Below are 26,288 nucleotides of genomic sequence, written 5' to 3'. Positions count from 1 at the left end.
GTGACCTAGCCAACTATAGCCTGAAATGCAGACCCCATCAGTTCACCGCGTGTTCATGAAGCATGCTTCAACGGCAGCGTCACGAAAGACCGTAGAAGATACGTTCCGTTACGTCGCGGGCTTTGCGCATTACTGCAAGCAGATCGTTTTCGAAATGCTGGCCGCGATTCGCGTCGTAACCGAGATACACGGCGATACCTCCCAACGAATATGAATCGTCCGGCAGAATATCTGCCTGATTGACGCGTCCGCTCCACAAATAGCTGCCGTTGCGCGCGGCGGTGCACATGCGCCATGCCTTACGCAACACCACGGCGTCGCCGGCGGAGATCAGCTTGCGATGTTCCAGCTCGTCCAATGCCTGCAATGTGCCGTTGACGCGCAGGTTGGCGTTGTCTCCCGCATGCTGCAATTGCAACAGTTGAATCGTCCACTCAACATCCGATAGTCCACCCTTGCCGAGTTTCAGATGGCGATCCCTGCGTACGCCGCGCGGCAAACGTTCGGCTTCCATACGTGCCTTGAGCTTGCGGATTTCAGCAATCTGCGTTTCCGTAAGATCGATCTTCGGATATCTAAGCGGATCAGCGATGTTCATCAGGAAGTCCTCGGCGAGCGCCGCGTCGCCTGCTGCGTACCGGGCGCGTAGCAGTGCCTGGTGTTCCCATGTGCTTGCCCAGGATCGGTAATATTCCTCGCAGGATGCGTAGGAACGTACGAGTGGTCCGTTTTTGCCTTCAGGCCTCAAGTCCATGTCGAGTTCGATTTTTGGTTCGAATGTGGTTGGGCCCTGCAGGATCGCGCGCAGGTCTTCCTGTACTTTGCGTGCGAAGAGGTTGGCTTGGGTGTCGTCGGCGCCTTCGGCTGGCCGGTAGATGATGATCACGTCGGCGTCGGAGCTGAAGTTGACTTCCCTGCCGCCGTAGCGTCCCATGCCGATGATGGCGATTGCGGCGGGCGCTTGTTCGAGCTGCATGTCGTTGATGCGATGCCGGATGGCCCATTGCAGTGAGGCTTCGATGGCTGCGTCGTATACGTCGGTCATGCCGGCGAGCGATGCTTCATCGTCGATCACGCCGCTCATCCATGAGAGGCCGATGCGTTCGATTTCGTGTCTGCGCATGGCTCGGATGGAGTTGGCAAAGTCGTTAATGTTGCCGGCATTGCGTTCGAGCGTTGCCTTGGTTTGGATATTGAGGCTCTCTCGCGAGCGTGGTTGCAGGGATTCGTCGTTGCCGAGCCAAGTGACGGATTCGACGGATTTGTTGAGCGCGTCTCCGAGGAATCGTGAGTTGGATAGTACGTGACATAGGCGTTGTGCCGCTGATGGCGAGTCGCGTAGGAATCCGAGGTATTCGCTTTCGGAACCGAAATTTTCTTCGAGTTTGCGCCAGTTGAGCAGCCCCATGTCTGGATTCTGCCCTTCGCCGAGCCATTGCAATACCGCGGGCAGCAGGATGCGGTTGATTTTCGCGGCTCGGGAGATGCCTGCGGTAAGTGCGGTGACGTGGCGCATAGCCGCGTCGGCATCGGCGAATCCGATGGATTCGAATCGTTCCTGCGTGGCTTTCGTGGACAGTTCCACCTGTTCGTCGTCGAGTCCCGCGTTGATGGGCAGCATGGGCCTGTAATAGATGTCCATGTGCAAGTGGCGTACTTCGCGACGCGTCTCATCATATTTGTTGACGAGTTCTTCGGGATGCAAGTGGAACGCGCGTGCGAGTCGTCGTAGTTCGATATTTTGGTTCAGCTTGTCGATGGTGATGTCTCGTTTGAGTTCAAGGCCTCCCACGCTGGCTTTGCCGAGGTCCGGGAACAGGTGGGTGCGCTTGAGCGCCCACATTTGCTGTCGGTGTTCCAGCACTCGTTCGAATCGGTAGTCCCATGAGAGTTTTTTGGCTTGTTTGCGTGAGACGTATCCACCTTCGGCCAAGGCTTGCAGGGATTCGAGTGTGGAGCTGGTACGCAATGCCTCGTCGGAGCGCCCATGCACGAGTTGAAGCATCTGCACGGTGAATTCAACGTCGCGCAGGCCTCCCCTGCCGAGTTTGATTTCGCGGTCTTTGAGCGGGTTGGGGATAAGATCTTCGACACGTTTGCGCATCTGCTGACAGTCGTAGACGAAGTTGTCTCGTTTGGATGCGGTCCAGACGAACGGTCGGGTCATGCTCATATACGCTTGGCCGAGGTCAGAATCGCCGGCTACCGGGCGTGCTTTGAGCAGAGCTTGGAATTCCCAGTTTTCCGCCCATTGCTCATAATAGGCTTCATGGGATTCGAGCCGGCGTACCAGTGGACCATCCTTGCCTTCGGGGCGCAGTCCGCCGTCGATCTGCCAGAGAGTCGGTTCGGCGACGCCCATAATGACGGATTGGCATACGCGTTGCAGGGTGGTCGCCATTTTGGTTCCGACTCGGCTGAGCGTCATGCCGTTGGTGTCCGCGTCGGCGGGTTCCACCACGTAGATCAGGTCCACGTCGGATACATAGTTGAGCTCCTGTGCGCCCAGTTTGCCCATGCCGATGATGGCGAAACGCACATGTTCGCTGCCGTCCACTTCATGGCGTGCGATGGCGAGCGCGCCTTCAAGCGCCGCATCCGCCAGGTCGGAAAGTTCGGCGCTGATGCGCGGTTGGATTTCGATGGGATCGTTCGCCGTAGCGTCTTGCGCCATGATTGCGGCGAGTTGTTTGCGATAGGTTTTACGTAGCGCCGTCGCAGCCTCGGCAAGTGGCAGGCTTGCGGCCGGCATGGCATGGTCATTGGGATCGGCTCCTACCGATTTGAGCACATGCGCTCTGCGCTGTTCGTGATTGTAAAGATGGCTTTCGCAGGCATCATTGGCCGCGGCCTCCACGAGTTCGGGACGGAATCGCATGAGCTTGCCGAGGGCGTCAGAGACGCCGAGCACGGTGATGAGCCGTTCGAGCGCCGCCTCGTCGGGCACCATGGCGTCGAAGTCGCGCCCCTGGCTTTGCATCGCGTTGGTGATGTCGACGAAGTTGGAAAGCGCGCAGTCCGGGTCGCACGCCTTGGACAGGGCCTTGAGCATGCCAACCAGCCGTTCGTCGGACACGCCGTCGGCTTTGAGCCGATCAAGGTTCGCGCGTGCGTCGTCGAGGTTCTGCAGCCCGGTGCGGATCAGGTCCATGGCCGATGGATGGAAAGCGTTCATTGCGTTCATATCTAGCTAATGTACACGCCATGCCCCGTTCGGACGCGATTTCGGCCAATCTGCGACCACCTCCGCGTTTCACGATGGACATGTCATCGACGATGCTCCTTCGTGGTCCCGCATCGTGGGACGTCGCCGCCTGATCGCCGTCCTTCGTGTTCCAGCCAACGACGGCGCAACGGGCGCACCAGCCGATCACGACGAGCAAACACAGCGAGAAAACGATGGTAGACCAGTCGAGCAACGAGCCGTCGGCCTGTGCCTGCATCAGCGACTGGGCAAGCCAGATCACGCAGGCGAGGCAGGTGAGCGCATAGAGACGGGCGGTGGAATGCGTATTCAGTCGCATGGGGATTCCTTTTCTTTCGACAATGAGCACGGGACGGGCGGATGGGGGTCCGCATCGCCGCGATGCGGACCCCCATCCGCCGGAGGGGATTCGGAACAGATCAGCTCTTCTTGCGCTTGGACATGATATCCACGGCGACGGCCAGTAGGAGCACAAGACCCTTGATGGTCTTCACCACGGCGGTGTCCACACCCATGATCGACAGACCCTGGTTGATGACGCCCATCACGAATGCGCCGACCACTGCCCCCGGAATCGTGCCGATACCGCCGGTGACGGCCGTACCGCCGATGAAGCAGGCAGCGATGGCGTCCATTTCGAACTCCATGCCGGCCTGTGCGGTCGCGGAGGCCAGACGGGACAGCATGCAGACCGCGGCGACAGCGGAGAGGAAGCCCATATGGACGAACAGCAGGAAGTCGACGCGCTTGGTGTTGATACCGGAGAGGATGGCTGCCTTGCGATTGCCGCCGACGGCGTAGACGTGACGACCGAACACGGTCCGGGTCAGGATGAAGTTGTAGGCGAGCACGAGCACGCCGACGATGACGAGCATAATCGGGATGCCGCCCTGTTCCGCGTTGCCCGAAGAGGCCAGCAGATAGGTGACGAACGCAATGACCACGGCCGCGAGGACGATCTTGAGGATAGTCAAGTTCATCGGTTCGGGCACCAATCCGACCTTCTCGACGCGCTTGCGCTTGCGCAGCTGGGAGAAGGCGTAGCCGACGATGCACAGCACGCCGACGACAAGGGTCAGACCATCGAACGGCCCCCAGAACCCCAAGATGTTCGGCAGATAGTCACGGGCGATGCCACGGAAGGCATTGGAGGTGATCGGCACGGATTCGCCGACAATCACGGTGGCGAGCCCTCGGAACATCAGCATACCGGCCAAGGTAGTGATGAAGCCCGGGATACCCACGTAGGCCACCCAGAATCCCTGCCAGACGCCAACGATGAGGCCGACGATGAGGGAGAGGAGGATAGCAAGCATCCAGTTCATGCCTGCGCGCTCCATCAGCAGGGCACAGACGCCGCCGATGAAGGCGACCAACGAACCGACAGACAAGTCGATGTGGGTGGCGATGATGACCATCACCATGCCGATGGCGAGGATAATCACATAGGCGTTCTGCTGGATTAGCGACACGAAGCTGTTCGGCTTGAGCAGCACACCTCCAGTGAGGATCTCGAAGGCGATGACGATCACGAGCAATGCGCCGACGATGCCGTATTGGCGGGCGTTGTTGCCGATAGTGGCCAGCAGGCTGACCTTCTCTTTCTTCTGTGCAGATGTTGCGGTTGCGGCGCTCATCGGGCGTCCACCTTCCTTTCCTTGGTCATTCCCTTCATCAAGTATTCCTGAGTGAATCCATTCTTCTCGACGTTGTCGGTGACGACGCCGTAACTTACGGTGTAGATGCGGTCGCAGATGCCGATGAGTTCCGGCAGCTCGGAGGAGATCACAATGACGGCCTTACCGGCGTCGGCCAGCTGGTCGATAATCTCGTAGATCTCGTATTTGGCGCCGACGTCGATGCCTCGGGTCGGTTCGTCGAGGATGAGGATGTCCGGCTGGGAGATCACCCATTTGGCGAGTACGACCTTCTGCTGGTTGCCGCCGGAAAGCGTGCCGACGTTCACATCGATGTCATGACATTTGATGTGGAAGTCCTTGCGGTACTCTTCCACCTCCTTGCGTTCGATGTTATCGTCCATCACACCGTGCCGGCTCATCTTCTTCAGCGAGGCGAGCGAGGCGTTCTCACGGATGTTCTGCAACAGGTTTAGGCCGTATACCTTGCGATCTTCGGTAGCGTAGGCGATTCCGGCGTCGATGGCGGCCTGCACGCTCGGCAGGTTGACCTTCCTGCCTTTGACGTACACGTTGCCTGAGATGTTCGAGCCATAGGACCGTCCGAACACGCTCATAGCCAACTCGGTGCGGCCGGCACCCATCAGCCCCGCGAGCCCGACGATCTCGCCGGCGCGCACGTTGATGTTCGCGTGGTCCACGATCACGCGCTCGACGTCGAGCGGATGATGCACGGTCCAATCCTCGATGCGCAGATATTCCTCGCCCGGCTTGTTAGAGGGATGATCCGGATACAAGTTGTGCAGCGGGCGACCGACCATCTTGCGGATCAGCTCGTCCTGATCGAGTGGTGTCTCCGGCGTCACGTACATCTGTCCGACGGTGGAGCCGTCACGAATAATGGTGACGTTATCGGCGATGGCGGCGACCTCGTTGAGCTTGTGCGTGATAATGATGCTAGTCACGCCCTGCTCGTCGCGCAGCTGGCGCACCAGACCGAGCAGATGGGCGGAGTCCTCGTCGTTCAGGGCCGCGGTGGGCTCGTCGAGGATGAGCAGTTTCACGTCCTTGCTCAGAGCCTTGGCGATTTCGACGAGCTGCTGCTTGCCGACACCGATGTCCATGATCCTGGTGTCCGGATCCTCCGGGAGGCCCACGCGATCCAACAGCTTTCTGGCCTCGGCGCGGGTCCGGTCCCAGTCGACGACGCCGGCCCTGGCCCGCTCGTTGCCCATGAAGATGTTCTCGGCGATGGACAGGAACGGGCTCAGCGCCAGCTCCTGATGGATGATCACGATGCCATCGGCCTCGGAGTCATTGATCGTGCGGAATCTGCATTCCTTGCCGTCGAAGACGATCCTTCCGCTGTAGCTGCCGTATGGATACACACCGGAAAGCACGTTCATCAACGTCGATTTGCCCGCGCCGTTCTCGCCGCAGATGGCGTGGATCTCGCCACGGCCCACCTCCAGATTCACGTCGGTCAGGGCCTTGACCGGTCCGAACGTCTTGGTGATGTTCTCCATCATCAGAATGGTGTCTGTTTGGGACATTTCATCACTCCTCATATTGTGTTGCGAGGGGATGGGGCACACGCCACGACGGCCGTGTGCTCCATCCGTCGAACCGTCGCGTCACTTGATCTGATCCTCGAGCAGCGTGCCCTTAGTCAGTTCGTTGAAGCGGCTCTGGGTCACGTAGTTCGCCTTCACCAAATCGGAGAGGTTGTCGATGGTGATGCCCTGCGGGTCAAGCAGCTTGGACGGCACGTCCAAGTTGCCGTTATTGAACTTGCCGTTGATGCCGGACACCTCCTTGCCCTCGGCGATCTCGATGATCATCTCCTCGACGGCGTTCGCGAGCTTGTTCACGTCCTTGAACACAGTCTCGCCCTGCTTGCCGTTAGCGATGTTGGCGATAGAGATCTCCATCGCGTCCTGGCCGGTGATGTACGGCCAGCTGTCGGTGCCGGGCTTCATATCCGGGCGCTTGGACTCGATGGCGTTGGCCACGCCTTGGGTGATACCGTCGTAGGGGCTGAGCACCGCGTCGAGTTTCTCGCCGTGCGCGTAAGTGGAGTCGAGGATGGATTCCATGTCCTTCTGGGCCTGCTCGGCCTTCCAAGACTGCACGCCGATCTTCTGCCAGATGTCCTCGGCCTTGTCGGAGGCCTTCACGCCGCCGCCGTGGTTGGATGGGTTGACGAGGATTCCCTTCTCGAAGTAGGGCTGGAGCAGATCCCATGCACCCTTGAAGAAGTATTTGGAATTATTGTCGTCCGGGGAGCCCGCGAACAGCTCGATGTTGAACGGGCCGGTGGCGCCTTCCTCCAACCCGAGTTTGTCAATCAGCCAGGTGGCCTCGAGTACACCAGTCTGCTCCAGCTGGAACGTGGCGTAGTAGTCGACCGCGTCGGTGTTCATGATCAGACGGTCGTAGGCGATGACCTTCGCGCCAGCGTCACGGGCCTTCTCGACGGCTGGGCCGACCGCGGTGCCGTCCTTGGAGGCGACCACGACGATCTTCGCATCGTTGTTGACCATGTTCTCGATGTCGGCGTTCTGTTGGGCGGGCTTGTCATCCGCGAACGACAGGATGACCTTGTACCCTCGCTTCTCAAGATTGGCCTTGAGGTTGTTGCCATCCTTGTTCCAGCGCTCCTCGGATTTGGTCGGCATCGAAATGCCGATGGTTGCGCCTTTCTCGATCTTGTCGCCGTCGCCGGACTGTCCGGTTCGACTGCCGCCACAGGCCGTGAGACCCGCGCACATCGCCACGCCCGCCACGACGGCGACGATCTTCTTGGTGAACTGCATGTATTCTCCTTCATCTTTGAGGGTGACGGAACGACCATTGTTCCGTTTGTGATCCGGACCGTTCCGGTTCATCTCATAGCATATGACTCTTGAGTTAAGTTGTCAAACTTATATTTGTTCTTAAACGTTATTTAAATTCATTTATCGAACATAAGAGCTGTATTATGCGCCTTTCGACGCGACACGCCGCAGGAAGAGCGCACACGGCCCCGGCGACCACCGCGTCGGACTACACTGGATAGCCATGGCAACACGACTTTTCGGCTCACAAACCTCCCTGCGCGAGGCAAACCGTGCCAACCTGCTGTCCAGCATCCACAAATTCGGCGCTATGACGCAGGTCGAACTCGCGGAGGTCACCAGCCTCTCCACCGCAACGGTCTCCACACTCGTCCACCAACTCGTCGACGAGGGACAGCTGGAGACGAAAAGCACCATACGCAACGGCCGCAGGGCTACCTTGGTCAGACTCGCCCACAATCAGGGTCTCGGCATCGGCCTGTGGATCGCGCAACGCGAACTGAAACTGGCCGTCGTCGATTTCGCGAAATCAATCATCGCGGAGCATATGCTGCCGCTTCCCCTCGGTCACAAGGCCGACACCACACTGGAACGCGCGATACAGCTCATCAACGAGACCATGACCAACATCGACGCTGATCCCGGGGAGATCGCCGGCATCGGCGTGGCCTTGGCCGCACCAGTCGCCATCGGCGACCACATGATCGCCATCCCCGGCGTCATGCCCGGGTGGGATGGCTTCGACATCGTCTCTCCGCTAAGCGCCACATTCAACACCCCCGTATATGTCGACAACGACGCAAACTACGCCGCCTACTGCGAATCACGCATGGGCGCAGCAATCGGCAAGCGCGACTTCGTCTATATCTCCACCAATGACAACGTAGGCGCGGGTATCGTTGCCGGCGGGGAGATCATGCACGGGGTGACCGGCCTGGCCGGCGAGATCGGCCATATCCAAGTCGATCCGCTCGGTGCGATCTGCTCCTGCGGCAATCGCGGATGCCTCAACACCATTGTCGCTGAGAACCGGCTGGTGCAACTGCTCAGCGTCACGCACGGCAACATGACGATGGACGACCTCGTGGCACAGGCGAACAACGGCGACCCCGGATGCCGCCGCATCATCGCTGACACGGCGGTGCGCATCGGGCAAGTGGCCGCCGACTTGTGCATCAGCATCGACCCGGAGGTCGTCGTGGTCGGAGGCAAACTCGCCATGGCCGGCGAGGTGTTTACTCAACCGTTCAATGAAGCGCTGCAGCGGCTGCTGTTCCCCGACGCGGTCATGCCAATCACGGTGCTGAGCTCCCCTCACCCGAGCGACAACTGCGCGCTGGGCGGCGCGCTCGCCGCCATCGGACATGCGATTCGCAACAGCATCGCAGCATAGACGAAACACCCATGAGGAAAGGGTCAAGGAAAGAGGGATGACATGAGGAACGCAAGTACACCTCCGTTGCTGCGACTGGAGGACATCTGCGTCAGATTCGGATTCGTCGAGGCGCTGAAATCGGTGAATCTGACCATCGACCGCAAAGAGGTCATCGCCATCGTGGGCGACAACGGCGCCGGCAAGTCCACACTGATGAAGGTAATCTCCGGTTTTCTGCAACCCGGATTCGGGCATATCTACCTCAACGGCGAACAGGTGACGATCCCCTCGATCCGGGAGGCGGACCGCATGGGCATCGCTTCCGTCTTCCAAGGTCAGGAACTCTGCGACAACCTCGATGTAGCTTCCAATCTTTTCCTCGGCAAGGAGATGCAGTCGGGCTGGGTTCGTGACGACGATATGATGAACACGCGAGCCCGTTCCGTGCTCGGAACGCTGAGCTCCGCGATCCGTGTGGGGTCCCCCATCACCTCGCTGTCGGTGGGGCAGCGTCAGACCGTGGCCATCGCCCGCACGCTACTCAACGACCCGCAGCTCATCCTGCTCGACGAGCCGACCGCCTCGCTGTCGGTGATGCAGGCCGCGGAGGTGCTGTCCTACATCAAACGGATACGTTCCGATGGCCGGTCGGTGGTGATGGTCTGTCATGACCTGCCGAACGTGTTCGCGGTGTCGGATCGCATCGTGGTCATCCGACAAGGACGTATCCGCGGCGTGTATTGCACCGCCAAGACCTCCTACGAGGAGATTATCGCGCAAATCGCTGGCGTTGACGCCGGACATGGGAGCGAGGGGATGACGGAGAACCCGAAATACGCCAACATGATCCATCAGCGCAAGCTCATCGACCGCACGATCAGCGCCGCTATGAATCTCGAATAGAAGGGGCGCATCGGCGCGCGCCGATGCGCTGCGGTAAACTGATACAATCGCATATCTTCATCGCCTGTTCCGGGAGGGAACGTTCATGAGCACTCAGGACATCATCATCTGCGTCGCCATCGCCATCGTATCCGTGGCGATTGGCCTGTTCTTCGGTTTCGTGCCGATGAAGACGGACAAGACCACCGAATCGCAGAACAAATATTCGCAATTCCTCGGCATCATCGCCGTGGGACTAACCATCCTGCTGATCTTCGCCAAGCAGAATCTCGCCTCGTGGGTGGCGATTTTCGCAATGATTGCGGGTTGGGCCGTCGCCAAGACCCCGCCGCTGCACCGCTGGGTACTTCACCGCTTCCCGTGGTTCGAGCCCGCCAAGCCGAAGACACCGTTGAAGAGTGCGAGGAGTACCAAGAAGAAGTAGAAGTCCCAACCGTGACGTCGGATAGAATGATCTTGCGTAATATCCGATGCAACAGGCCTCCCTCGGCGTCACGTATATGACGTTCCACCATCCCGGCGGAACACAATCGCAGCGCGGAGAACAGGCGGATAATCCTCAGAACAGCGGCTGCACGTTACGCCGGACGTGACGGGTGACGCCGAGCACGGTGATCAGTCGTACGAAAGAGTTCTCGTCGGCGATGATGTTGGTGAAATCCTTGCCTTGGCTTTGCATCACTTTGATGATGTCTACCAGGTTGCTGAGTGCGACGTCAGGATCGCACGCTTTTTCCAGCGTTGTCAGCAGCAGTCGCATTCTGTCATCGTCAATGCCGTCATTGTGCAGCTCATCGAACAATGTGCGAGCTTTGTCGAAATCTTGCAGCCCTGCTCGAATCAGATCGAGCGCTCCGAACTTGTGTTGCATGGAAGTCATGGTTTCTATAGCAACCGTATAAAACCAGGGGCGGTTGCGAAATACCCGCAACCGCCCCTGATGTTTGTTGCATCGCCTGAAATCAGACGAAGAATGGTTTGACGTTGGACCAAATACGTCGGCTGACGCATGGATGGTTCATCGTATACAGGTGCACACCGTCGACGCCCCGCGCTACCAAATCGCAGATCTGCTCGGATGCGTAAGCGATACCCGCCTCTTTAAGCAAAGCCTTGTCGCTTCCCCATTTATCGAGCATGATGCCGAGTTTTTCGGGAATCTTCGACTGACATTTGCTCGACATGTTCAACACCGATTTCGCGTTCATGACTGGCATGATGCCCGCTTCGATCGGCACGTCGATGCCTGCAGTCCTCGCTTTGTCGAGGAATCTCAGGAAGTCCTCGTTATCGTAGAACAGTTGCGAGATCAGGTGTGTCACGCCGGCGTCGACTTTCTTTTTGAGATTGTCGATGTCTTCTTCCAGTGTTGCCGCCTGCGGATGCTTTTCCGGATAGCAGGCGCCGTAGATCTTCATGCCCGGACGCTGCTGGCGGATGTACGCGGCCAGATCGCTGGCATGTTCGAACACTCCTGCCGGTTCGGCACCGTCGATGCGGTCGCCACGTAAGGCGAGTACACCGGAGACTTTGGCCTGTTCGAACATGTCGAGCGCCTGGTCGACGTCATCCTTGTTCAGATATTGTGCGGTTAGATGGGCCACACTGGGGATGCCGTATTCACTCACGGTGTGGGCGATGCGCGCTGTCAGCGTACGGTCGGATGATTTGCCGGTGCCGTAGGTGACGGAAATGAAATCGGGGTCCAACCCCTGCAGGCCATCCAACGTGTCGCAGATGGTACCCACAGGGGAGGTTCGCTTTGGAGGGAACACCTCGAGCGAGAACATTGGCGAATGCATGGCTGTTGTCTTGTTCCTAACGTTTCGCCTTACTTGGCCAGCTTGGCACGCACAGCCTGGGCTGCGGCCACGAGGTTTTCGAGGCTTGGCCAGGTTTCGGCGTTGCCGCGTGTCTTCAAACCGCAGTCGGGGTTGATCCACACCTTTTCGACGTCCATCTTCTTGAGGATTTCGTAGATGCGTTCCTCGATTTCAGCTTCGGACGGGATGCGCGGCGAGTGGATGTCGTAGACGCCCGGACCAGCTTCGGTTTCGAAGTTGGCGTCGTGAATGGCGTCGAGCACCACAAGATCACCGCGGGAGGCTTCGAAGGAGATCACGTCGGCGTCCATAGCGTCGATGTCGGTGATGATGTCGTTGAACTCCGAGTAGCACATATGGGTGTGGATCTGCGTGGTCGGCTTGACCGCGGAGTGCACCAGTCGGAATGCCGGAATGGCCCAGTCGAGGTACTTCTTGTGCCAGTCGGTCTTCCTGAGCGGCAGCTTTTCACGCAGGGCGGCCTCGTCGATCTGGATGACCTTGATGCCAGCGGCTTCGAGGTCGAGCACTTCGTCGCGGATGGCGAGAGCCAGCTGCTGGGTCTGCTGCTCGTGGGTGATGTCCTCGCGCGGCCAGGACCAGTTGAGAATGGTGACCGGGCCGGTGAGCATGCCCTTCATCACATGGCTGGTGCGGGACTGAGCGTAGGCGCTCCATTCCACGGTGATCGGGTTGGCGCGGGACACATCGCCCCATACGATCGGGGGCTTCACGCAGCGGGTACCGTAAGACTGCACCCAAGCGTTCTTGGTGAACAGGAAACCGTTGAGGTTCTGGCCGAAGTATTCGACCATGTCGTTGCGTTCGAATTCACCATGCACAAGCACGTCGAGGCCGATCTGCTCCTGATGCTTGATGCAGGCGTCAATCTGCGCCTTCATGTATTCGTCGTATTCTGCCTTGGTGATTTCGCCCTTGCGCAGCCTGGCGCGTTCGGCGCGCACTTCCTTGGTTTGCGGGAAGGATCCGATGGTGGTGGTCGGCAGCAATGGCAGGTTCAACGCCTCACGCTGTGCCTTCTGACGTTCGGCGCGTGCCGGCTGGCGTACGAAGTCCGCGTCGGTCAGGGCTGCGAGACGTTCCGCCACGTTCTTGTCGGCGGCGACGCGGGTACCGTCAAACAGTGCCTGGTTGGCGGCCAACGCTTCGGATGCCTTCTTGGCTTCTTCGCCGGCGTCGGCAAGGACCGCGATGTCGTGCAGTTCGCCGAGCTTTTCAACGGCGAAGGCGAAATGTTTGCGCACGTCGTCGACGAGACCGTCCTCACCTTCGGTGCTGAACGGCACGTGCAGCAGGGAGCTTGCGGTGGAGACGGCTACGTTGTCGGTGACCTTCTTCAGCGCGTCGACGAGGCCGAGGCTGACGGCGTAATCGTTGCGCCAGATGTTGCGACCGTTGACCACGCCGGCGAAGATGGTGGTGTTTTCTGCGACGCCAAACTTTTCAACAGCAGCAAGATTCTCGTCCTTGCCTTCGTTGAGATCGAGTCCGATGCCGTCGAAGGCGAGCAGGTTGACGGTCTCATACACGTCGGCGATGTGGCCGAAGTAGGTGTTGAGCAGCACCTTGATCTTGCCATCGCGTGCGGGCAGGATCTTGGCGTATAGGCTCTTGAATAGTTCGACGTCGCCCGGTTCCTTGTCGAGCACGAGATACGGTTCGTCAATCTGGATCCATTCGGCACCCAGTTCGGCGAACTTGGCCACGACCTCGGCGTAGACGGCGGCGACCGCGTTGATCAGGCCCTTATCGTATTCGAGTTCTTCGGCCTGCGGGTTGCGGGCGAGCTTGAGGAAAGTGTACGGGCCGATGAACACCGGCTTGGTGGTGATGCCGAGCGCCTTCGCCTCGTTGAACTCGTCGAACGGCTTGGTGCTGTTGAGCTTGATGTCGGTGACTTCATCGACTTCCGGCACCAGGTAGTGGTAGTTGGTGGTGAACCACTTCTTCATCGGCAACGCGGTAACGTCGCCCTTGTCTCCCTGGTAGCCGCGGCCCATGGCGAACAGCGTCTCCTCGGGATTGTCGAAGGCGAGACGCTGGTAGCGCTGCGGAATGACGTTCAGCAGGATGGCGGTGTCGAGCATTTGGTCGTAATAGCTGAAGTCGTTGCTCGGAATCAGGTCGATTCCTGCTGCCTGCTGCAACTTCCAATGCTTGGCACGCAGCTCCTTGGCGGTGGCGCGCACGTCGTCAAGTGCGGCGGCACCCTTCCAATAGGCTTCGATAATCTTCTTCAGCTCGCGGTTCTGGCCGATGCGCGGGAAACCGGAGACGGAAGTGAGAGCGGACATGAATCCTCCATCTGATATAAACAATGCAACCCGCTCAAGCTATCACAAAACACCTTGCTATAAGGCATTAAGAAAACTTGAGTGTCGTTATAAGCACGGTTTATATCAGTTGGCGCAACAACGTTTCATGCCTCTCAACATCATGACGATTGCAAAGGAATTATTCAAAATCCTTGGCCGTCAGCAATGCGATGAGTTCGCCACTGTGCAGCTGCCATTGGTTGAATGGCTCGTTCGATCCGAACACGGCGAGCGAAGCCGGCGACATGCCCAGATTCAGCAAGTCGAGCAGCGTCGCATCCGATTCGGAGCTCGCCAGCCACTGGCATGCGATCGACACGGTGGGCTCATGGCCGAGCACCAACAATTCGCGATGCTTTTCCTTGGTCTGGGCAAGCTCGTCGAACACGGACTGCACCCCACCCTCATACAGACTCTGGCGATAGTCGACCTTCGGATCGTCGCCAAATACCTTGAGCATGCGGTCGCATGTCTGCCTTGCTCTAGTGGCGCTGGAGCAAGCGATACGTGTCGGCACCATTTTGTGCGCGGCCAAGCCTTTGGCGACGGCCTTCGCCTGCTTGCGTCCCTTGTCGGTCAGTTCGCGCCCAACGTCGCCGCCGTCACCGAACGGTTCGGTCTTGGCGTGGCGCATCACCAGCAGCACGTATTTGTAATCCCTGGCTTTCTTCGCAACCTTCTTGAGGCTCGTTCCCATGGACGAATGCTCCAATCCTTAACGATCTGGTGCGCGTCAACGCAACGCACATAACTATTGTCTCAGAACAACTGCAAGAAACACCGTATCAATCGCCGATAGCCTCGACCTGAGCGTCAAGATCGCGCAGCACTTTGCGCAGTTTACGGTCGGAAATATCACGTAATTCAAGGTCTTCGAGCTGTTCGGCACGTTCTTCAGCACTCAGGGAATCGATATCCGTGGTCGTGTCTTTCGTGGCGCGGTCGCGTTTGCGCAACGCCTGGAATCCCGGAGCCATCGCACGGGATACCATGAGGAAACCGGTGTGCCCGATCATCTGATGGTCGGGGCGGATCGCCAAACCCTGCGCCTTCCAGTCACGTTCCAGCGTTTCCTGGATGTCCGGTTCCGTCCAGCAGCCGGCTTCGCGCAACGCCTCCGCCATACGACTCAGCTGCGTGGTGGTGGTCACGTACGCCACAAGCACGCCTCCGGGGGCGATCACTCGATACGCCTGTTCAAGCCGGTTCCAAGGGTCGAGCATGTCAAGCATGATGCGGTCGAAGGAATGCTCCGGCAACGTGGCCGCCACCGAGTCGAAATCTCCAGTTTTCAAATCCCACCAAGCAGGGCGGCCTCCGAAATAGACCGTGGCGTTCGCTTCGGCCACGCGGGCGAATTCCGACCGCATCTCGATGGTGGTCAGCCGGCCGGACTCACTCACCGCGTCCAGCAGGTTGATGCTCATGGCGCCAGATCCGGCTCCGGATTCCAGCACGTTCATGCCGGAACGGATGTCGCCCAACTGAATTACCTGGGCAATGTCCTTCGGATACATGATCTGCGCGCCTCGAGGCATCGACAGTACATAGTCGGCCAGCCTCGGACGCATTACCGCGAACTGCCATCCACCGATGGCGCGCGTACCCTTCCAAGGCTTGTTGGCGTCGCGTTCCGGATGGTCCTGGTTGATCTGGGTCTCGCGTTTGGCGCTCACCGTAACCACCACGGATCCCTCCAGCTGCCCAATCACGTCGTCGTGCAGAATGATGCCATGCGAGGTCTGCGTCACGCCACCAGACACCAGCTGGTCGGTGATCTTATTGGATCTGCGATCCGTGAACTGCACTTTCTCGCCCGTCGTCAACGGTCCTCGACGCATCAATCGCTCCTTCATTGCAAACATGGATTCCATCATTGCGACAGCACGGTCAAGACCCGCCTGTCTGGCGCTATTCATGCTACAGCATGTTCCGCCATGCAAAGCGCCAGTTACAGCGCGTACGCGTTCCAGCGCCCGTTCATGTGTGTCACCTCGAGCTTCAGGCCGAACACCTCGCTTAAGCGCGCGGACGTGAAGCCATGTTCCAAGTCGCCCGTGTACACGATGGTTCCGGGGGCCGGATCGTTGCCTGCCACATTGTCGGCATAAGCATCGGCTTCGTTGCCGGTGATTCTACCCATGATCGCCACATGGTCGAATCCCTGCGGAATCTCCTCAAGACGATGCGTCACCAATACCACGGCACGGTCTGATTGTTCGGCACCGACCCTGCTCAACGCACGAAGCGCGATCTCACGACCACCCAGGTCGAGTCCTGTGGTCGGTTCGTCCAGAATCAGCAAATCCGGATCGGCCATCAGCGCACGGCAGATCAGCACGCGCGTACGTTCGCCTTCCGAAAGCTTGAACATCATCTTGCCTTCGAGGTATTCGATGCCGAATTCGCGCATCAGGGAGCGCGCCTTGGCATAATCTTCGTCGGTGTAAGTGTCGCGCCAACGGCCGGTGGTCGCGGTCAATGCGGTCACGATGGCGTCGAGCGGATCTTCCTGAGACGGGAATGCACGGCTCAGTTCCGCGGAGCTCAAACCGATGCGGTTACGGTAGGAGAACACGTCCACTTTCCCGAGACGGTTGCCAAGAATGTCGACGGTACCTTCCGACGGGAAGCCTCTGGTACTCATCATCTGAACCAGGCTTGATTTGCCGATGCCGTTAGGACCGAACAGCACCCATTTCTCACCTTTGTTGATTTCCAAATTGACCTTAGTGAGAATCACGCGCTTACGACGACGGAATTCCACGTCAGTGAGTTTCAGCGCGATGTTCTTTTCCGACATTCTTCCTCCCCTGCCATTGTTCAGATTGCAGTCATGAAAACGCCTTCCGCCAGAATAATGCGTCCGGAGGAAGGCGTTCACGTATCGTCTACGTAGAGAACGGGCTATTCGGCGGCTTTGCTCTGCTCAGCAAGCACGTTCTCATAAACCTTGACGGTCTTGTCGGCGATCGACTCCCAGCTGAAGTTGTCGCGTGCGCGTTCGTATCCGGCCTGACCCATCTGCTTCGCCTTTTCAGGGTCGGCCATGATGCGGTTGATGGCGTCGGCCATATCGTGCACGAACTTGTCCGGACTGGTCGGGGTACCAGTACCGTCGTGCAACTGGTCGACGGGCACGAGGTAACCGGTTTCACCGTCGACGACGACTTCGGGAATACCGCCGGTCGCGGAGGCCACCACGGGCAGACCGCAGGCCATGGCTTCAAGGTTCACGATGCCGAGCGGCTCGTAGATGGACGGGCAGATGAACGCGTCGCAACCGTGTTCGAGCGCGTTAAGTTCCGGCTTCGGCAGCATCTCTTCGATCCAGATGATGTTGCCGCGCTCCTCATCAAGCTTGGCGAACGCGGTTTTGACCTCGTTCATGATTTCCGGAGTGTCGGGTGCGCCGGCGCACAGCACGACCTGGATGCCCGGATCGACGAAATGCAACGCCTGCAGCAGGTACGGCAAACCCTTCTGTCTAGTGATGCGACCGACGAACAGGAGTGTGGGCTTATTACGGTCGATGTTGTAACGTTCGAACACCTTCCAGCCCGGATCGTCGTCAGCCGGAGTTTCGAACTGGCTCATGGTGATGCCGTTGTGCACCACGACCACCTTGTCGGGATCAAGATTCGGATATGCGGACAGGATGTCCTCGCGCATGCCGGCGGATACGGCGATGACGCGGTCGGCGTGCTCGTATGCGTCACGTTCAGCCCACGAGCTCAGGTCGTAGCCGCCGCCCAACTGCTCACGCTTCCATGGGCGGAACGGTTCGAGGGAATGCGCGGTGATGACCAGCGGCGTTCCGTGCAGCATCTTGGCGAGGTAGCCGGCTAGGCACACGTACCATGTGTGGGCGTGGATGATGTCGGCGTCCACGTCGTTGGCGATCTGCAAGTCGACGCCGAATGTTTTCAACGCGCCATTCGCCTCTTGGAGTTCCCTGGGAACGTCGTACCCGATGACCTTAAGCGACCCTTTAGGATCGTCACCCGGAATCTTGGGGATCTCATCCTCGGCACGCGGTCCATCAAACGCACGGACCGTCACATCCACGCGTTCCGCCAGAACTTTGGAAAGCTCCTCCGCGTGCACGCCTGCGCCGCCGTACACTTTGGGCGGATATTCACGGGAAAGAATCTCAACCTTCATATTTGTGCTCTCCTCTTCGAGTCAGGCAGTTGTTCCACCACTACTGTAAGGCAAATTTCCAAGGAAACGCCTGATTGTTTCGTTCGTGTCACAAAGTTCTGCATCTTTTCTGAAATATCACTAAAAGTGAGTGTCTTAGAATTGAATAGGAATACTGAAAGCAGCCTCGCTTCGTGATAATGAGTATTCTACAACCCAAAAGCTAATTTGTTTGATTTTTCAAGTCCTTTTTTATAACTTTCTCAATATAGCAGTAGATACATCAATACAATTTTCTGTGGGAATACCCATTTTCACAATATTGGTTTTATATTTCTCGGAAGCCTCTGCTTTTAGGTATTCAACAATTTCAATGCTATTCATCTGCTAATGCTTTTCCTAAATCACGCACATAAGTTGATTGCTGCTTTTTCAAGTAGGTCTTGACAAAGGGCTTTAATAAAAACTTTTTTGCAGAAACATTTTCTGTAAAATCAATTTCTACATATCCATTTTTAGGCTTGAATATTCCTACCCAGTGTCCTTTCATGTTTTTATTTTCCATATCAAATTCCCACCGTTCAAGCGGCTTACATACGGTTATTGTAAATGTGGTAGCAATACCTGTTTTAGAATATTCTATGAACGTAGTATCATTAACGACCTCTATTTTGTCAATGTCGCTGCGCCATGAATAATCAGTAAGAGAAGTTACTATTGCCCATACATTTTCAATGGTTGTTGGAAAAGTTGCTTTGATGTTAGAAATCGCCATATTATTCCTCCTTTTTAGGCTGTATTGATAGCCAATATTCATTTTCTGCATTATTTAGATTAGCCTGCATGTAATGTATTATATCCAGTGCATTTCCATATTCAAAACCAGAAAAAGGAAGCCATTCTGTAATGATACGTCGTTCTAAGTACTGCAAGGAAATATTCGTACCACTTCCTGTAAACCAAGAACGAATAGTACTATCATTTGTGACTCGCATGTAAAAGCGGGGCTGCATCCGATGGAAAGATGCAGCCCCGCTTTATGTTCATCGCCTTACTATCAGACGGCCGTACCATTCTGATCGAGGTTCGGATTATGCTTCGGGTTACCCGCCGTGAAGAACAGGCTAAGCACACCGACCGCAAAGACAATGGAAACGGTTGCGATGAGCCACATCGGATGCGATGGCAGCCACATGACTACAAGGAATGCGATTGCGGACAATGCGATCAGCGCCCAGCTGGCCACGCGGAACCACTGGCGCATGGAATGCGGCGCTTTGAACATCTTCGGATTTGTGTAATCCGGATTGGTGGTCAGCAGGCTTTCGTTTTCCACGACGCTGCCGCCGGTCGGTTTCCATGGACCGTCGGTGCCGTCCTGCAGGCGACGGGACTTCTCTTGAAGCTGGTATTCGTCAAGCATGCCGGAACGGCTACGGCCTCTGGTCTGGTCGTACTGTTGGGGCACTCCCCTGCGGTTCTGTTTGGCTTGGGCACGTCGTTCGGCGCGATTTGGCATTGGTGCACTCCTTTGTTACGTGTTGCTGCATGCTACTTTAGCGTATACCGGACCTGTATGCCGTCTGTTTTTCCACACTTCAGTCATATCGATTCAAGAAAAACATTGCCCATAGGAAAAGTGGCCTTCATCCGCATTCCGATGGATACGGATGAAGGCCACTTGAATCTTGGTGTCGCCGTCGAATCAGCGCGGCAGCATCATCGGCCTTTTGGAAGCCACGATGGGGGCCGGCAGTTCAGTGGCACCGGTGAGATATTCATCCACGGCAGCCGCGCAGGAGCGGCCCTCGGAGATGGCCCATACCACGAGGCTCTGGCCGCGTCCGGCGTCGCCGCAGGCGAATACGCCATCCTGGCTGGTGGCGAACTTGTCGTTGCGTGCCACATTGCCACGCCCATCGAGGTCGACAGGCAGCTGGTCCACGAGCGTGCTGGTGTCCGGATGCAGGAAGCCGACGGAGATGAGCACCAGGTCGGCCGGGATCACGCGTTCAGTGCCCGGCTGGCGGGTGAACGGGCCGTTTTCGCCGGGTGCCACGTTCACGACCTTGAGGCCGGTCACATGTCCGTTCTCGTCGGCCACGAAGCCTTCGGTGGCGGCGGAGTGTTCCACCTTCACCTTAGCCTGTTCCTCTTCGGTGCCGACGAAGTTCACGGAATCCGTACTGTACACGTATTCGGCGCACTGGGTTTCGAAGCCTTCCTCCATGGAGGAGGTCTTCTGGTACAGGCGTGCGAAAGTCGGCCACGGTTGGTTGGACGGGCGTTCGCTTGGTTCCTGCGGCATGATCTGCAGCACGGTGACGTCCTTGGCGCCTTGACGGATGGACGTGCCCAAGCAGTCGGATCCGGTATCGCCGCCGCCGATGATCACGACGTGCTTGCCTTCGGCGGTGATGCCATTGACTGGCTTAACGCCGTAGACGCGGCGGGTCGCGTCAGGCAGGAACTCCATGGCGAAGTGGATGCCTTTGAGTTCGCGGCCCGGAATCTTCATGTCGCGTGGCACGGTGGAGCCGATGGCGACGACCACGGCATCGTAGCGGGAGCGCAGGTCATCCCAGGAGATGTCTTTGCCGATCTCCACGCCGGTACGGAACACGGTGCCTTCGGCCTCCATCTGTTCCACACGGCGGTCGATGAGTCGCTTGTCGAGTTTGAAGTTCGGGATGCCGTAGCGCATCAGACCGCCGATGGCGTCATCACGCTCGTATACGACCACGGTGTGGCCGGCGCGGGTAAGCTGCTGGGCGCATGCCAGACCGGATGGGCCGGAGCCGACCACGGCGACGGTCTGGTCGGTCAGACGCTGTGGAGGCAACGGCTTGACGTAGTCAAGCTCCCATGCCTGGTCGATGATCGTGCACTCGTCGTTCTTGATCATGGTCGGCGGCTGGTGGATGCCTAGCACGCAGGCGGCCTCGCACAGCGCAGGACAGATGCGGCCGGTGACCTCAGGGAAGTTGTTCGTCTCGGACAGGCGGTTGTACGCGTCCTCCCACTTCTCCTGGCGGACCAGATCGTTGAATTCTGGAATGATGTTGCCCAACGGGCAGCCGTTCATGCAGAACGGCGTGCCGCAATCCATGCATCGGGCCGCCTGCTCGGTGGTCCAAGGTTGCAGGCCGGATTCGGCGTGGACGTCGAACCAATCCTTGATTCGCTCCTCGACGGGGCGTTCGGCCAGTTCGCGACGGGTACGGACCTTCAGGAATCCACGTGGATCTCCCATGTCAGCGCGCTCCTTCCATAACCTGCTCGTACACCTGTTCCCAGACGCCGGGCGTATTGAAATCGATATTGTTCTCTTCGGCGTTCTTCATCGCCTTCTGCATGGCGAGGAAGTGCTTCGGCACGATGTGTGTGAATCGCCTGGATGCATTCTTCCAGTCGGCGAGCAGTCCGGCTGCGAATGCAGAGCCGGTCTCTTCCGCGTGCTGCTTGACCAGGCCATACACGATTTCGTCCGACTCACTGTCGAGCGGTTCGAACAACAGTGCGCCGTTGGTGGCGGCTGCCGGGTTGACCTGCTTCATGTCGAGATCGAGCACGTACACGTGTCCGCCGGAGAAGCCTGCGCCGAGGTTACGGCCCGTGGTGCCGAGAATCACGACGGTGCCGCCGGTCATGTATTCGCATCCGTGGTCACCGACGCCTTCCACCACGAAGGTGGCACCGCCGTTGCGCACGCCGAAACGTTCGCCGGCGCGTCCCGCCACAAACATCTGGCCGGAGGTAGCACCAAAACCGGTGACATTGCCTGCGATCACGTTCTTATGCGGATCAAAGGTGATGCACGCTTCCGGACGCACGACCATGCGTCCGCCGGACAGTCCCTTACCCGCGTAGTCGTTGACTTCGCCGTATATGCGGATGGTTTCGCCGCGCGGAATGAACGCGCCGATGGACTGGCCGCCTGCACCGTGGAAGGTCATGTCGATGGTGTCATCCGGCAGACCTTCCTCACCGTAGCGCTTGGTGATCTCGTAGCCGACCATGGTGCCGAGCGTACGGTACACGTTGCGGATCGGCATCTCGATGCGCACCGGCTCCTTCTTCTCGAGGGCCGGCTGCGCAAGCTCGATGAGCTTGTTGTCAAGCGCTTTGTCGAGTTCGTGGTTCTGCTCGATGGTCTGATGCAGGATGGTTCCCGGAACCGGTCCCGGCTGCATGAGCACGTTGCTCAAATCGATGCCGTCGGACTTCCAACGCTTGATCGCTTCGTTCTGGTCGAGGCATTCGACATGGCCGACGGCCTCCTCCAAGGTGCGGAAGCCAAGCTGTGCGAGTAGCTCGCGTACTTCCTCGGCGATGAACATGAAGAAGTTGATGACGTGCTCCGGCTTGCCTTTGAAACGTGCGCGCAGCTCGGGGTCCTGGGTGGCGATGCCCTGCGGGCAGGTGTTCTTCTGGCAGGCACGCATCATGACACAACCTTCGACGATCAACGCCGCGGTGGCGAAGCCGAATTCCTCGGCGCCAAGCAGGGCTGCGATCACCACGTCACGGCCGGTCTTGAGCTCGCCATCGCATTGCACGGTGATACGCGAACGCAGGCCGTTGAGTACGAGCGTCTGCTGGGTTTCGGACAGGCCGATCTCCCATGGGGTGCCAGCGTGTTTGATAGCGTTGAGCGGAGCCGCGCCAGTACCACCGTCGTAACCGGAAATCAGCACCACGTCGGCATGGCACTTGGCGACGCCGGCCGCGATGGTGCCGACGCCGAATTCGGAGACGAGCTTGACGTGGACGCGGGCCTTCGGATTCGCCATCTTCGCATCGTTGATCAGCTGCTTCAGATCCTCGATGGAATAGATGTCATGGTGCGGCGGCGGAGAGATGAGCTCGACGCCCGGGGTCGCGTGACGGACCTTGGCGATCCACGGCGGGACCTTGGCTCCCGGAAGGTGGCCGCCTTCGCCCGGCTTGGCACCTTGGGCAAGCTTGATCTGCAGATCGGTGGCATGCACCAGATAGTCGCTAGTCACACCGAAACGCGCCGATGCGATCTGCTTGATCTTGCTGTAACGCAGCGGATCGTTGATGCGGTCTTCGGATTCTCCGCCTTCGCCGGAGTTGGAACGTGCGCCGATGGTGTTCATGGCGATGGCGAGGGTCTCGTGCGCCTCCTGGGAGATGGATCCGTAGCTCATGGCGCCGGTGGAGAAACGCTTGACGATCTCGCTGGCCGGTTCGACCTCGCTGATGTCAATCGGTTTGCGATTGGACTTGAACTTCATCAGACCGCGCAGCGTCATCAGACGGTTGGAGGTGTCATTGATGTGCGCCGAATACTTCTTGAACATGTCGTAATCGCCACGCTGGGTGGATTGCTGCAGCAAGAAGATGGCCTCAGGATCGTTGAGGTGGTCCTCGCCGGTACGACGCCACTTGTATTCGCCGCCGGTACGCAGGTTGCGGTGCGGGCGTGCGGTCCACTGCGACGGGTAAGCAACGCGGTGACGGATGGCGACCTCTTCGGCCAGCTCGTCGAGTCCGACGCCGCCGACGCGGGAGGTGGTACCGGTGAAGTATTCGTTGATGACGTCCTTATTCAGGCCGATGGCTTCGAACAGCTGCGCGCCACGGTAGCTCATGATGGTGGAGACGCCCATCTTGGCCATGATCTTGAGCACGCCGGTGGACAGCGCGTTGGTCAGATTCTTCACCGCGGTTTCGGCATCGACGTTGAGATAGCCCTTGCGAGACAAGTCTTCAACGGATTCGAACGCCAGATACGGGTTGACGGCCGCCGCACCGTAGGCGATCAGCAGAGCGACATGGTGGATCTCACGCACATCTCCGGCCTCGACGACCATGGAGATCTGGGTGCGCGTGTGCCTGCGCAACAGATGGTGCTGCACCGCGGAGGTGAGCAGCAGCGACGGGATCGGCCCCCACGTGTAGTTGGAGTCGCGATCGGAGAGCACGAGGAAGTTGGATCCGTTTTCGATGGCTTCGTCGACTTCCTGGAAGATCTCATCGAGACGTTCCTTCAGAGCCTTGCCGCCGCCTGCGACCTGGTAGAGGCCCTTGACGACGAACGGCTTGTAGTAGCTGCCGAGGATCTTGGCTCGGTCAAGGCGCTTGAGCTGCGCCATTTCGTCGGAGTTGAGCACCGGTAGTGGGATGAGGATCTTCTTGGCGTGCAGTTCGGAATCGGCCAGCAGGTTCGGCTCGGGGCCGATGGCGGACTCGAGGCAGGTCACGATCTTTTCGCGTTCCCAGTCGAGCGGCGGGTTGGTGACCTGCGCGAACTTTTGGGTGAAGTAGTCGAACAGCATGCGGCTGCGGGAAGAGAGCGCGGCCATAGGCGCGTCGTTGCCCATGGATCCGAGTGGTTCCTTGCCGGTGTTGGCCATAGGGGCGAGCAGCAGCTTCAGATCCTCTTCGGTGTAGCCGAATGCGCGCTGGCGGCGCTGCACGGACTGGCCGGAGTGGTTGACATGCTCTCGCTTGGGCAGCTGGCTCATCTCGACGGTGTTGCCTTCGACCCACTGGCGGTACGGATGCTGGGATGCGAGGGACTTTTTGATTTCTTCGTCGGGAATGATGCGGCCTTCGTTGGTGTCGACGAGGAACATCTTGCCCGGCTCCAAGCGGCCCTTGGATACGATGTGCTCTTCGGCGTTCTCTGGAAGTACGCCGGTTTCGGATGCGAGCACGATATAGCCGTCGTCGGTGAGCTGCCAGCGACCGGGGCGGAAGCCGTTGCGGTCGAGCAGCGCACCGACCTGGGTGCCGTCGGTGAAGATGATGTGCGCCGGACCGTCCCATGGTTCGATCAGCGTGTTGTTGTACTCGTAGAACGCCCTGACGTCGGGATCAAGCTGGTCGTTCTTCTCCCATGCCGGCGGCAGCATCATGGAGATGGCATGTGGCATGGAACGGCCGGACAGGTGCAACAGTTCGAGGCATTCGTCAAACGTGCCGGAATCGGAGTAGCCTGGGGTCGCGATCGGCAGTAGCGGCTTGAATTCGCCGAGCAGCTCGGAGCTCAGGCGGCCTTCACGTGCGGACAGCCAGTTGCGGTTGCCTTGGATTGTGTTGATCTCGCCGTTGTGGGCCAGCTGGCGGAACGGCTGTGCGAGTGGCCAGCTCGGGAACGTGTTGGTGGAGAAGCGGGAGTGCACGATGGCGATCTTCGCCTTCATGCGCTCATCGGAAAGGTCCAGAAAGAAGGGCTTGAGCTGCATGGTGGTGAGCATGCCCTTGTAGGTGATGGTACGTGCGGACAGGGACGCGAAGTAGATGCCCACCTCATGTTCCACGCGCTTGCGGATGCGGAACGTCTTGCGGTCCAGTTCGATGCCGGCGAGCTGTCCTTCAGGGTCGGCCACGACCAGCGTCTTGAACGCGGGCATGCTGGCGAGCGCCTGTAGTCCGAGTCCGTCCGGGTTGGTGGGTACGACGCGCCATGCGAGTACTTCAAGGCCTTCTTCGCGCACGATTTTGGCGATAGTCTGCTCTTGCTGGCCGGAGGTGGCGATGTCACGGTCGAGGAACGCGATGCCGGCCGCGTAATGGCCTTCTTCGGGCAATTCCACGCCTGCAGTGGCGCGCATGAACTCGTCTGGCATGCTCATGAGGATGCCTGCGCCGTCACCGGTGTTCTCCTCGGCGCCGACCGCACCACGGTGATTGAGGTTGACGAGCACTTCGATGGCATCGTCGATGATCTTGCGTTCCGGGCGCTTGTTGAGGGTGGTGACCATACCCACGCCGCAGGCGTCGTGCTCGACGCCGGGATCGTACATACCTTGGGAATCATGGATCGTGAGATCTAACGGGGCGTGGAAAGTCACCGAAACCACCTTCAATGTTTTTGGGCAAGAAAAGTCTTGCGGTTCTTTAATGCGTGGTTTAGAATACCGCGCCCCTGTATCAAACACGTTTCATGTGTCCATATAACGAATACCCAAAAAAGTCAAGACTGTTTTTCTTGGGAAAATATGGAGGATGTGTGGTGGTTCGTGGCGGTTGCCGGTATCGATGCGTGTCGTTATGC

At 58.5% G+C, this 26,288-nt stretch carries 20 protein-coding genes; 3 read left to right on the top strand and 17 right to left on the bottom strand.

Annotated features, from left to right (window positions below):
- Window positions 1-79 precede the first annotated feature (79 nt).
- The 5 genes from BBKW_RS04550 to BBKW_RS04530 form a co-directional block, all read right to left on the bottom strand.
- On the bottom strand, window positions 80-3,175 hold the full coding sequence (locus BBKW_RS04550; RefSeq protein ID WP_162198774.1) for a bifunctional [glutamine synthetase] adenylyltransferase/[glutamine synthetase]-adenylyl-L-tyrosine phosphorylase: 3,096 nt from the start codon (window positions 3,173-3,175) through the stop codon (window positions 80-82).
- Window positions 3,096-3,524, bottom strand: coding sequence for a hypothetical protein (locus BBKW_RS10910; protein ID WP_070097855.1), 429 nt, complete (start codon window positions 3,522-3,524; stop codon window positions 3,096-3,098). Before BBKW_RS10910 ends, BBKW_RS04550 begins: the two co-directional genes overlap by 80 nt.
- 100 nt (window positions 3,525-3,624) lie before the next feature.
- On the bottom strand, window positions 3,625-4,842 hold the full coding sequence (gene mmsB / locus BBKW_RS04540; RefSeq protein ID WP_033501165.1) for a multiple monosaccharide ABC transporter permease: 1,218 nt from the start codon (window positions 4,840-4,842) through the stop codon (window positions 3,625-3,627).
- Window positions 4,839-6,395, bottom strand: coding sequence for a sugar ABC transporter ATP-binding protein (locus tag BBKW_RS04535; protein ID WP_033501166.1), 1,557 nt, complete (start codon window positions 6,393-6,395; stop codon window positions 4,839-4,841). The genes mmsB and BBKW_RS04535 overlap by 4 nt, the downstream gene beginning before the upstream one ends.
- A gap of 81 nt (window positions 6,396-6,476) precedes the next feature.
- Window positions 6,477-7,658, bottom strand: a complete 1,182-nt coding sequence (locus tag BBKW_RS04530; RefSeq protein ID WP_033501167.1) for a substrate-binding domain-containing protein — start codon at window positions 7,656-7,658, stop codon at window positions 6,477-6,479.
- A 244-nt stretch (window positions 7,659-7,902) separates the two neighbouring features.
- On the opposite strand from BBKW_RS04530, the gene BBKW_RS04525 reads away from it, so the two are divergent.
- The 3 genes from BBKW_RS04525 (at window position 7,903) to BBKW_RS04515 (ending at window position 10,381) form a co-directional block, all read left to right on the top strand.
- Window positions 7,903-9,072: an ROK family transcriptional regulator gene (locus BBKW_RS04525; protein ID WP_033501168.1), complete on the top strand. Its 1,170-nt coding sequence runs from the start codon at window positions 7,903-7,905 to the stop codon at window positions 9,070-9,072.
- Between the two features lie 42 nt (window positions 9,073-9,114).
- Complete coding sequence (locus BBKW_RS04520) at window positions 9,115-9,957, top strand: ATP-binding cassette domain-containing protein (RefSeq protein ID WP_033501169.1); 843 nt, start codon at window positions 9,115-9,117, stop codon at window positions 9,955-9,957.
- Window positions 9,958-10,042: 85 nt separating this feature from the next.
- Complete coding sequence (locus BBKW_RS04515) at window positions 10,043-10,381, top strand: hypothetical protein (RefSeq protein ID WP_033501170.1); 339 nt, start codon at window positions 10,043-10,045, stop codon at window positions 10,379-10,381.
- Window positions 10,382-10,516: 135 nt separating this feature from the next.
- On the opposite strand, the gene BBKW_RS04510 is transcribed toward BBKW_RS04515, so the two are convergent.
- The 12 genes from BBKW_RS04510 to gltB all read right to left on the bottom strand — a co-directional run bounded on the left by BBKW_RS04510 (window position 10,517) and on the right by gltB (window position 26,085).
- Window positions 10,517-10,837, bottom strand: coding sequence for a hypothetical protein (locus tag BBKW_RS04510; RefSeq protein ID WP_033501171.1), 321 nt, complete (start codon window positions 10,835-10,837; stop codon window positions 10,517-10,519).
- Between the two features lie 82 nt (window positions 10,838-10,919).
- On the bottom strand, window positions 10,920-11,759 hold the full coding sequence (gene metF, locus BBKW_RS04505) for a methylenetetrahydrofolate reductase [NAD(P)H] (protein ID WP_033501172.1): 840 nt from the start codon (window positions 11,757-11,759) through the stop codon (window positions 10,920-10,922).
- 29 nt (window positions 11,760-11,788) lie between these two features.
- Window positions 11,789-14,095: a 5-methyltetrahydropteroyltriglutamate--homocysteine S-methyltransferase gene (gene metE, locus BBKW_RS04500; protein WP_033501173.1), complete on the bottom strand. Its 2,307-nt coding sequence runs from the start codon at window positions 14,093-14,095 to the stop codon at window positions 11,789-11,791.
- Window positions 14,096-14,255: 160 nt separating this feature from the next.
- Window positions 14,256-14,813 carry a SixA phosphatase family protein gene (locus BBKW_RS04495; RefSeq protein ID WP_033501174.1) on the bottom strand — a complete coding sequence of 186 codons (558 nt, stop codon included), beginning with the start codon at window positions 14,811-14,813 and terminating at the stop codon, window positions 14,256-14,258.
- A gap of 88 nt (window positions 14,814-14,901) precedes the next feature.
- Complete coding sequence (locus BBKW_RS04490) at window positions 14,902-15,957, bottom strand: tRNA (adenine-N1)-methyltransferase (protein WP_033501248.1); 1,056 nt, start codon at window positions 15,955-15,957, stop codon at window positions 14,902-14,904.
- A 110-nt stretch (window positions 15,958-16,067) separates the two neighbouring features.
- Window positions 16,068-16,919, bottom strand: a complete 852-nt coding sequence (locus tag BBKW_RS04485) for an ABC transporter ATP-binding protein (protein WP_048349510.1) — start codon at window positions 16,917-16,919, stop codon at window positions 16,068-16,070.
- Window positions 16,920-17,023: 104 nt separating this feature from the next.
- Window positions 17,024-18,280, bottom strand: coding sequence for a glycogen synthase (gene glgA, locus BBKW_RS04480; RefSeq protein ID WP_033501175.1), 1,257 nt, complete (start codon window positions 18,278-18,280; stop codon window positions 17,024-17,026).
- 355 nt (window positions 18,281-18,635) lie between these two features.
- Window positions 18,636-19,034, bottom strand: a complete 399-nt coding sequence (locus BBKW_RS04470; protein WP_033501176.1) for an SRPBCC family protein — start codon at window positions 19,032-19,034, stop codon at window positions 18,636-18,638.
- 1 nt (window position 19,035) lies between these two features.
- On the bottom strand, window positions 19,036-19,254 hold the full coding sequence (locus tag BBKW_RS10685) for a hypothetical protein (RefSeq protein WP_128832399.1): 219 nt from the start codon (window positions 19,252-19,254) through the stop codon (window positions 19,036-19,038).
- Window positions 19,255-19,316: 62 nt separating this feature from the next.
- Entirely contained in the window at window positions 19,317-19,778 is a 462-nt protein-coding gene (locus BBKW_RS04465; protein ID WP_033501177.1) for a Yip1 family protein, read from the bottom strand.
- A gap of 186 nt (window positions 19,779-19,964) precedes the next feature.
- Window positions 19,965-21,512, bottom strand: a complete 1,548-nt coding sequence (locus tag BBKW_RS04460; protein WP_033501178.1) for a glutamate synthase subunit beta — start codon at window positions 21,510-21,512, stop codon at window positions 19,965-19,967.
- 1 nt (window position 21,513) lies between these two features.
- Window positions 21,514-26,085, bottom strand: a complete 4,572-nt coding sequence (gene gltB / locus BBKW_RS04455; protein ID WP_033501179.1) for a glutamate synthase large subunit — start codon at window positions 26,083-26,085, stop codon at window positions 21,514-21,516.
- Window positions 26,086-26,288: the final 203 nt, after the last annotated feature.

The organism is Bifidobacterium catenulatum subsp. kashiwanohense JCM 15439 = DSM 21854 (genome assembly GCF_001042615.1).
GTDB lineage: Bacteria > Actinomycetota > Actinomycetes > Actinomycetales > Bifidobacteriaceae > Bifidobacterium > Bifidobacterium catenulatum.
Note: the sequence above shows the minus strand (reverse complement) of the source record. Positions and strands in the feature narration are given on the sequence as shown.

Excerpts from the sequence above, each read along its gene's own strand:
- BBKW_RS04550 (WP_162198774.1), bottom strand. The coding sequence starts at position 3,175 with ATGAACGCTTTCCATCCATCGGCCATGGACCTGATCCGCACCGGGCTG.
- BBKW_RS04515 (WP_033501170.1), top strand. The coding sequence starts at position 10,043 with ATGAGCACTCAGGACATCATCATCTGCGTCGCCATCGCCATCGTATCC.
- BBKW_RS04470 (WP_033501176.1), bottom strand. The coding sequence starts at position 19,034 with ATGGCGATTTCTAACATCAAAGCAACTTTTCCAACAACCATTGAAAAT.
- BBKW_RS04460 (WP_033501178.1), bottom strand. The coding sequence starts at position 21,512 with ATGGGAGATCCACGTGGATTCCTGAAGGTCCGTACCCGTCGCGAACTG.
- BBKW_RS10910 (WP_070097855.1), bottom strand. The coding sequence starts at position 3,524 with ATGCGACTGAATACGCATTCCACCGCCCGTCTCTATGCGCTCACCTGC.
- BBKW_RS10685 (WP_128832399.1), bottom strand. The coding sequence starts at position 19,254 with ATGCGAGTCACAAATGATAGTACTATTCGTTCTTGGTTTACAGGAAGT.
- glgA (WP_033501175.1), bottom strand. The coding sequence starts at position 18,280 with ATGAAGGTTGAGATTCTTTCCCGTGAATATCCGCCCAAAGTGTACGGC.
- BBKW_RS04490 (WP_033501248.1), bottom strand. The coding sequence starts at position 15,957 with ATGCGTCGAGGACCGTTGACGACGGGCGAGAAAGTGCAGTTCACGGAT.
- mmsB (WP_033501165.1), bottom strand. The coding sequence starts at position 4,842 with ATGAGCGCCGCAACCGCAACATCTGCACAGAAGAAAGAGAAGGTCAGC.
- metF (WP_033501172.1), bottom strand. The coding sequence starts at position 11,759 with ATGCATTCGCCAATGTTCTCGCTCGAGGTGTTCCCTCCAAAGCGAACC.
- BBKW_RS04510 (WP_033501171.1), bottom strand. The coding sequence starts at position 10,837 with ATGACTTCCATGCAACACAAGTTCGGAGCGCTCGATCTGATTCGAGCA.
- metE (WP_033501173.1), bottom strand. The coding sequence starts at position 14,095 with ATGTCCGCTCTCACTTCCGTCTCCGGTTTCCCGCGCATCGGCCAGAAC.
- BBKW_RS04465 (WP_033501177.1), bottom strand. The coding sequence starts at position 19,778 with ATGCCAAATCGCGCCGAACGACGTGCCCAAGCCAAACAGAACCGCAGG.
- BBKW_RS04495 (WP_033501174.1), bottom strand. The coding sequence starts at position 14,813 with ATGGGAACGAGCCTCAAGAAGGTTGCGAAGAAAGCCAGGGATTACAAA.
- BBKW_RS04485 (WP_048349510.1), bottom strand. The coding sequence starts at position 16,919 with ATGTCGGAAAAGAACATCGCGCTGAAACTCACTGACGTGGAATTCCGT.
- BBKW_RS04520 (WP_033501169.1), top strand. The coding sequence starts at position 9,115 with ATGAGGAACGCAAGTACACCTCCGTTGCTGCGACTGGAGGACATCTGC.
- BBKW_RS04530 (WP_033501167.1), bottom strand. The coding sequence starts at position 7,658 with ATGCAGTTCACCAAGAAGATCGTCGCCGTCGTGGCGGGCGTGGCGATG.
- BBKW_RS04525 (WP_033501168.1), top strand. The coding sequence starts at position 7,903 with ATGGCAACACGACTTTTCGGCTCACAAACCTCCCTGCGCGAGGCAAAC.
- BBKW_RS04535 (WP_033501166.1), bottom strand. The coding sequence starts at position 6,395 with ATGTCCCAAACAGACACCATTCTGATGATGGAGAACATCACCAAGACG.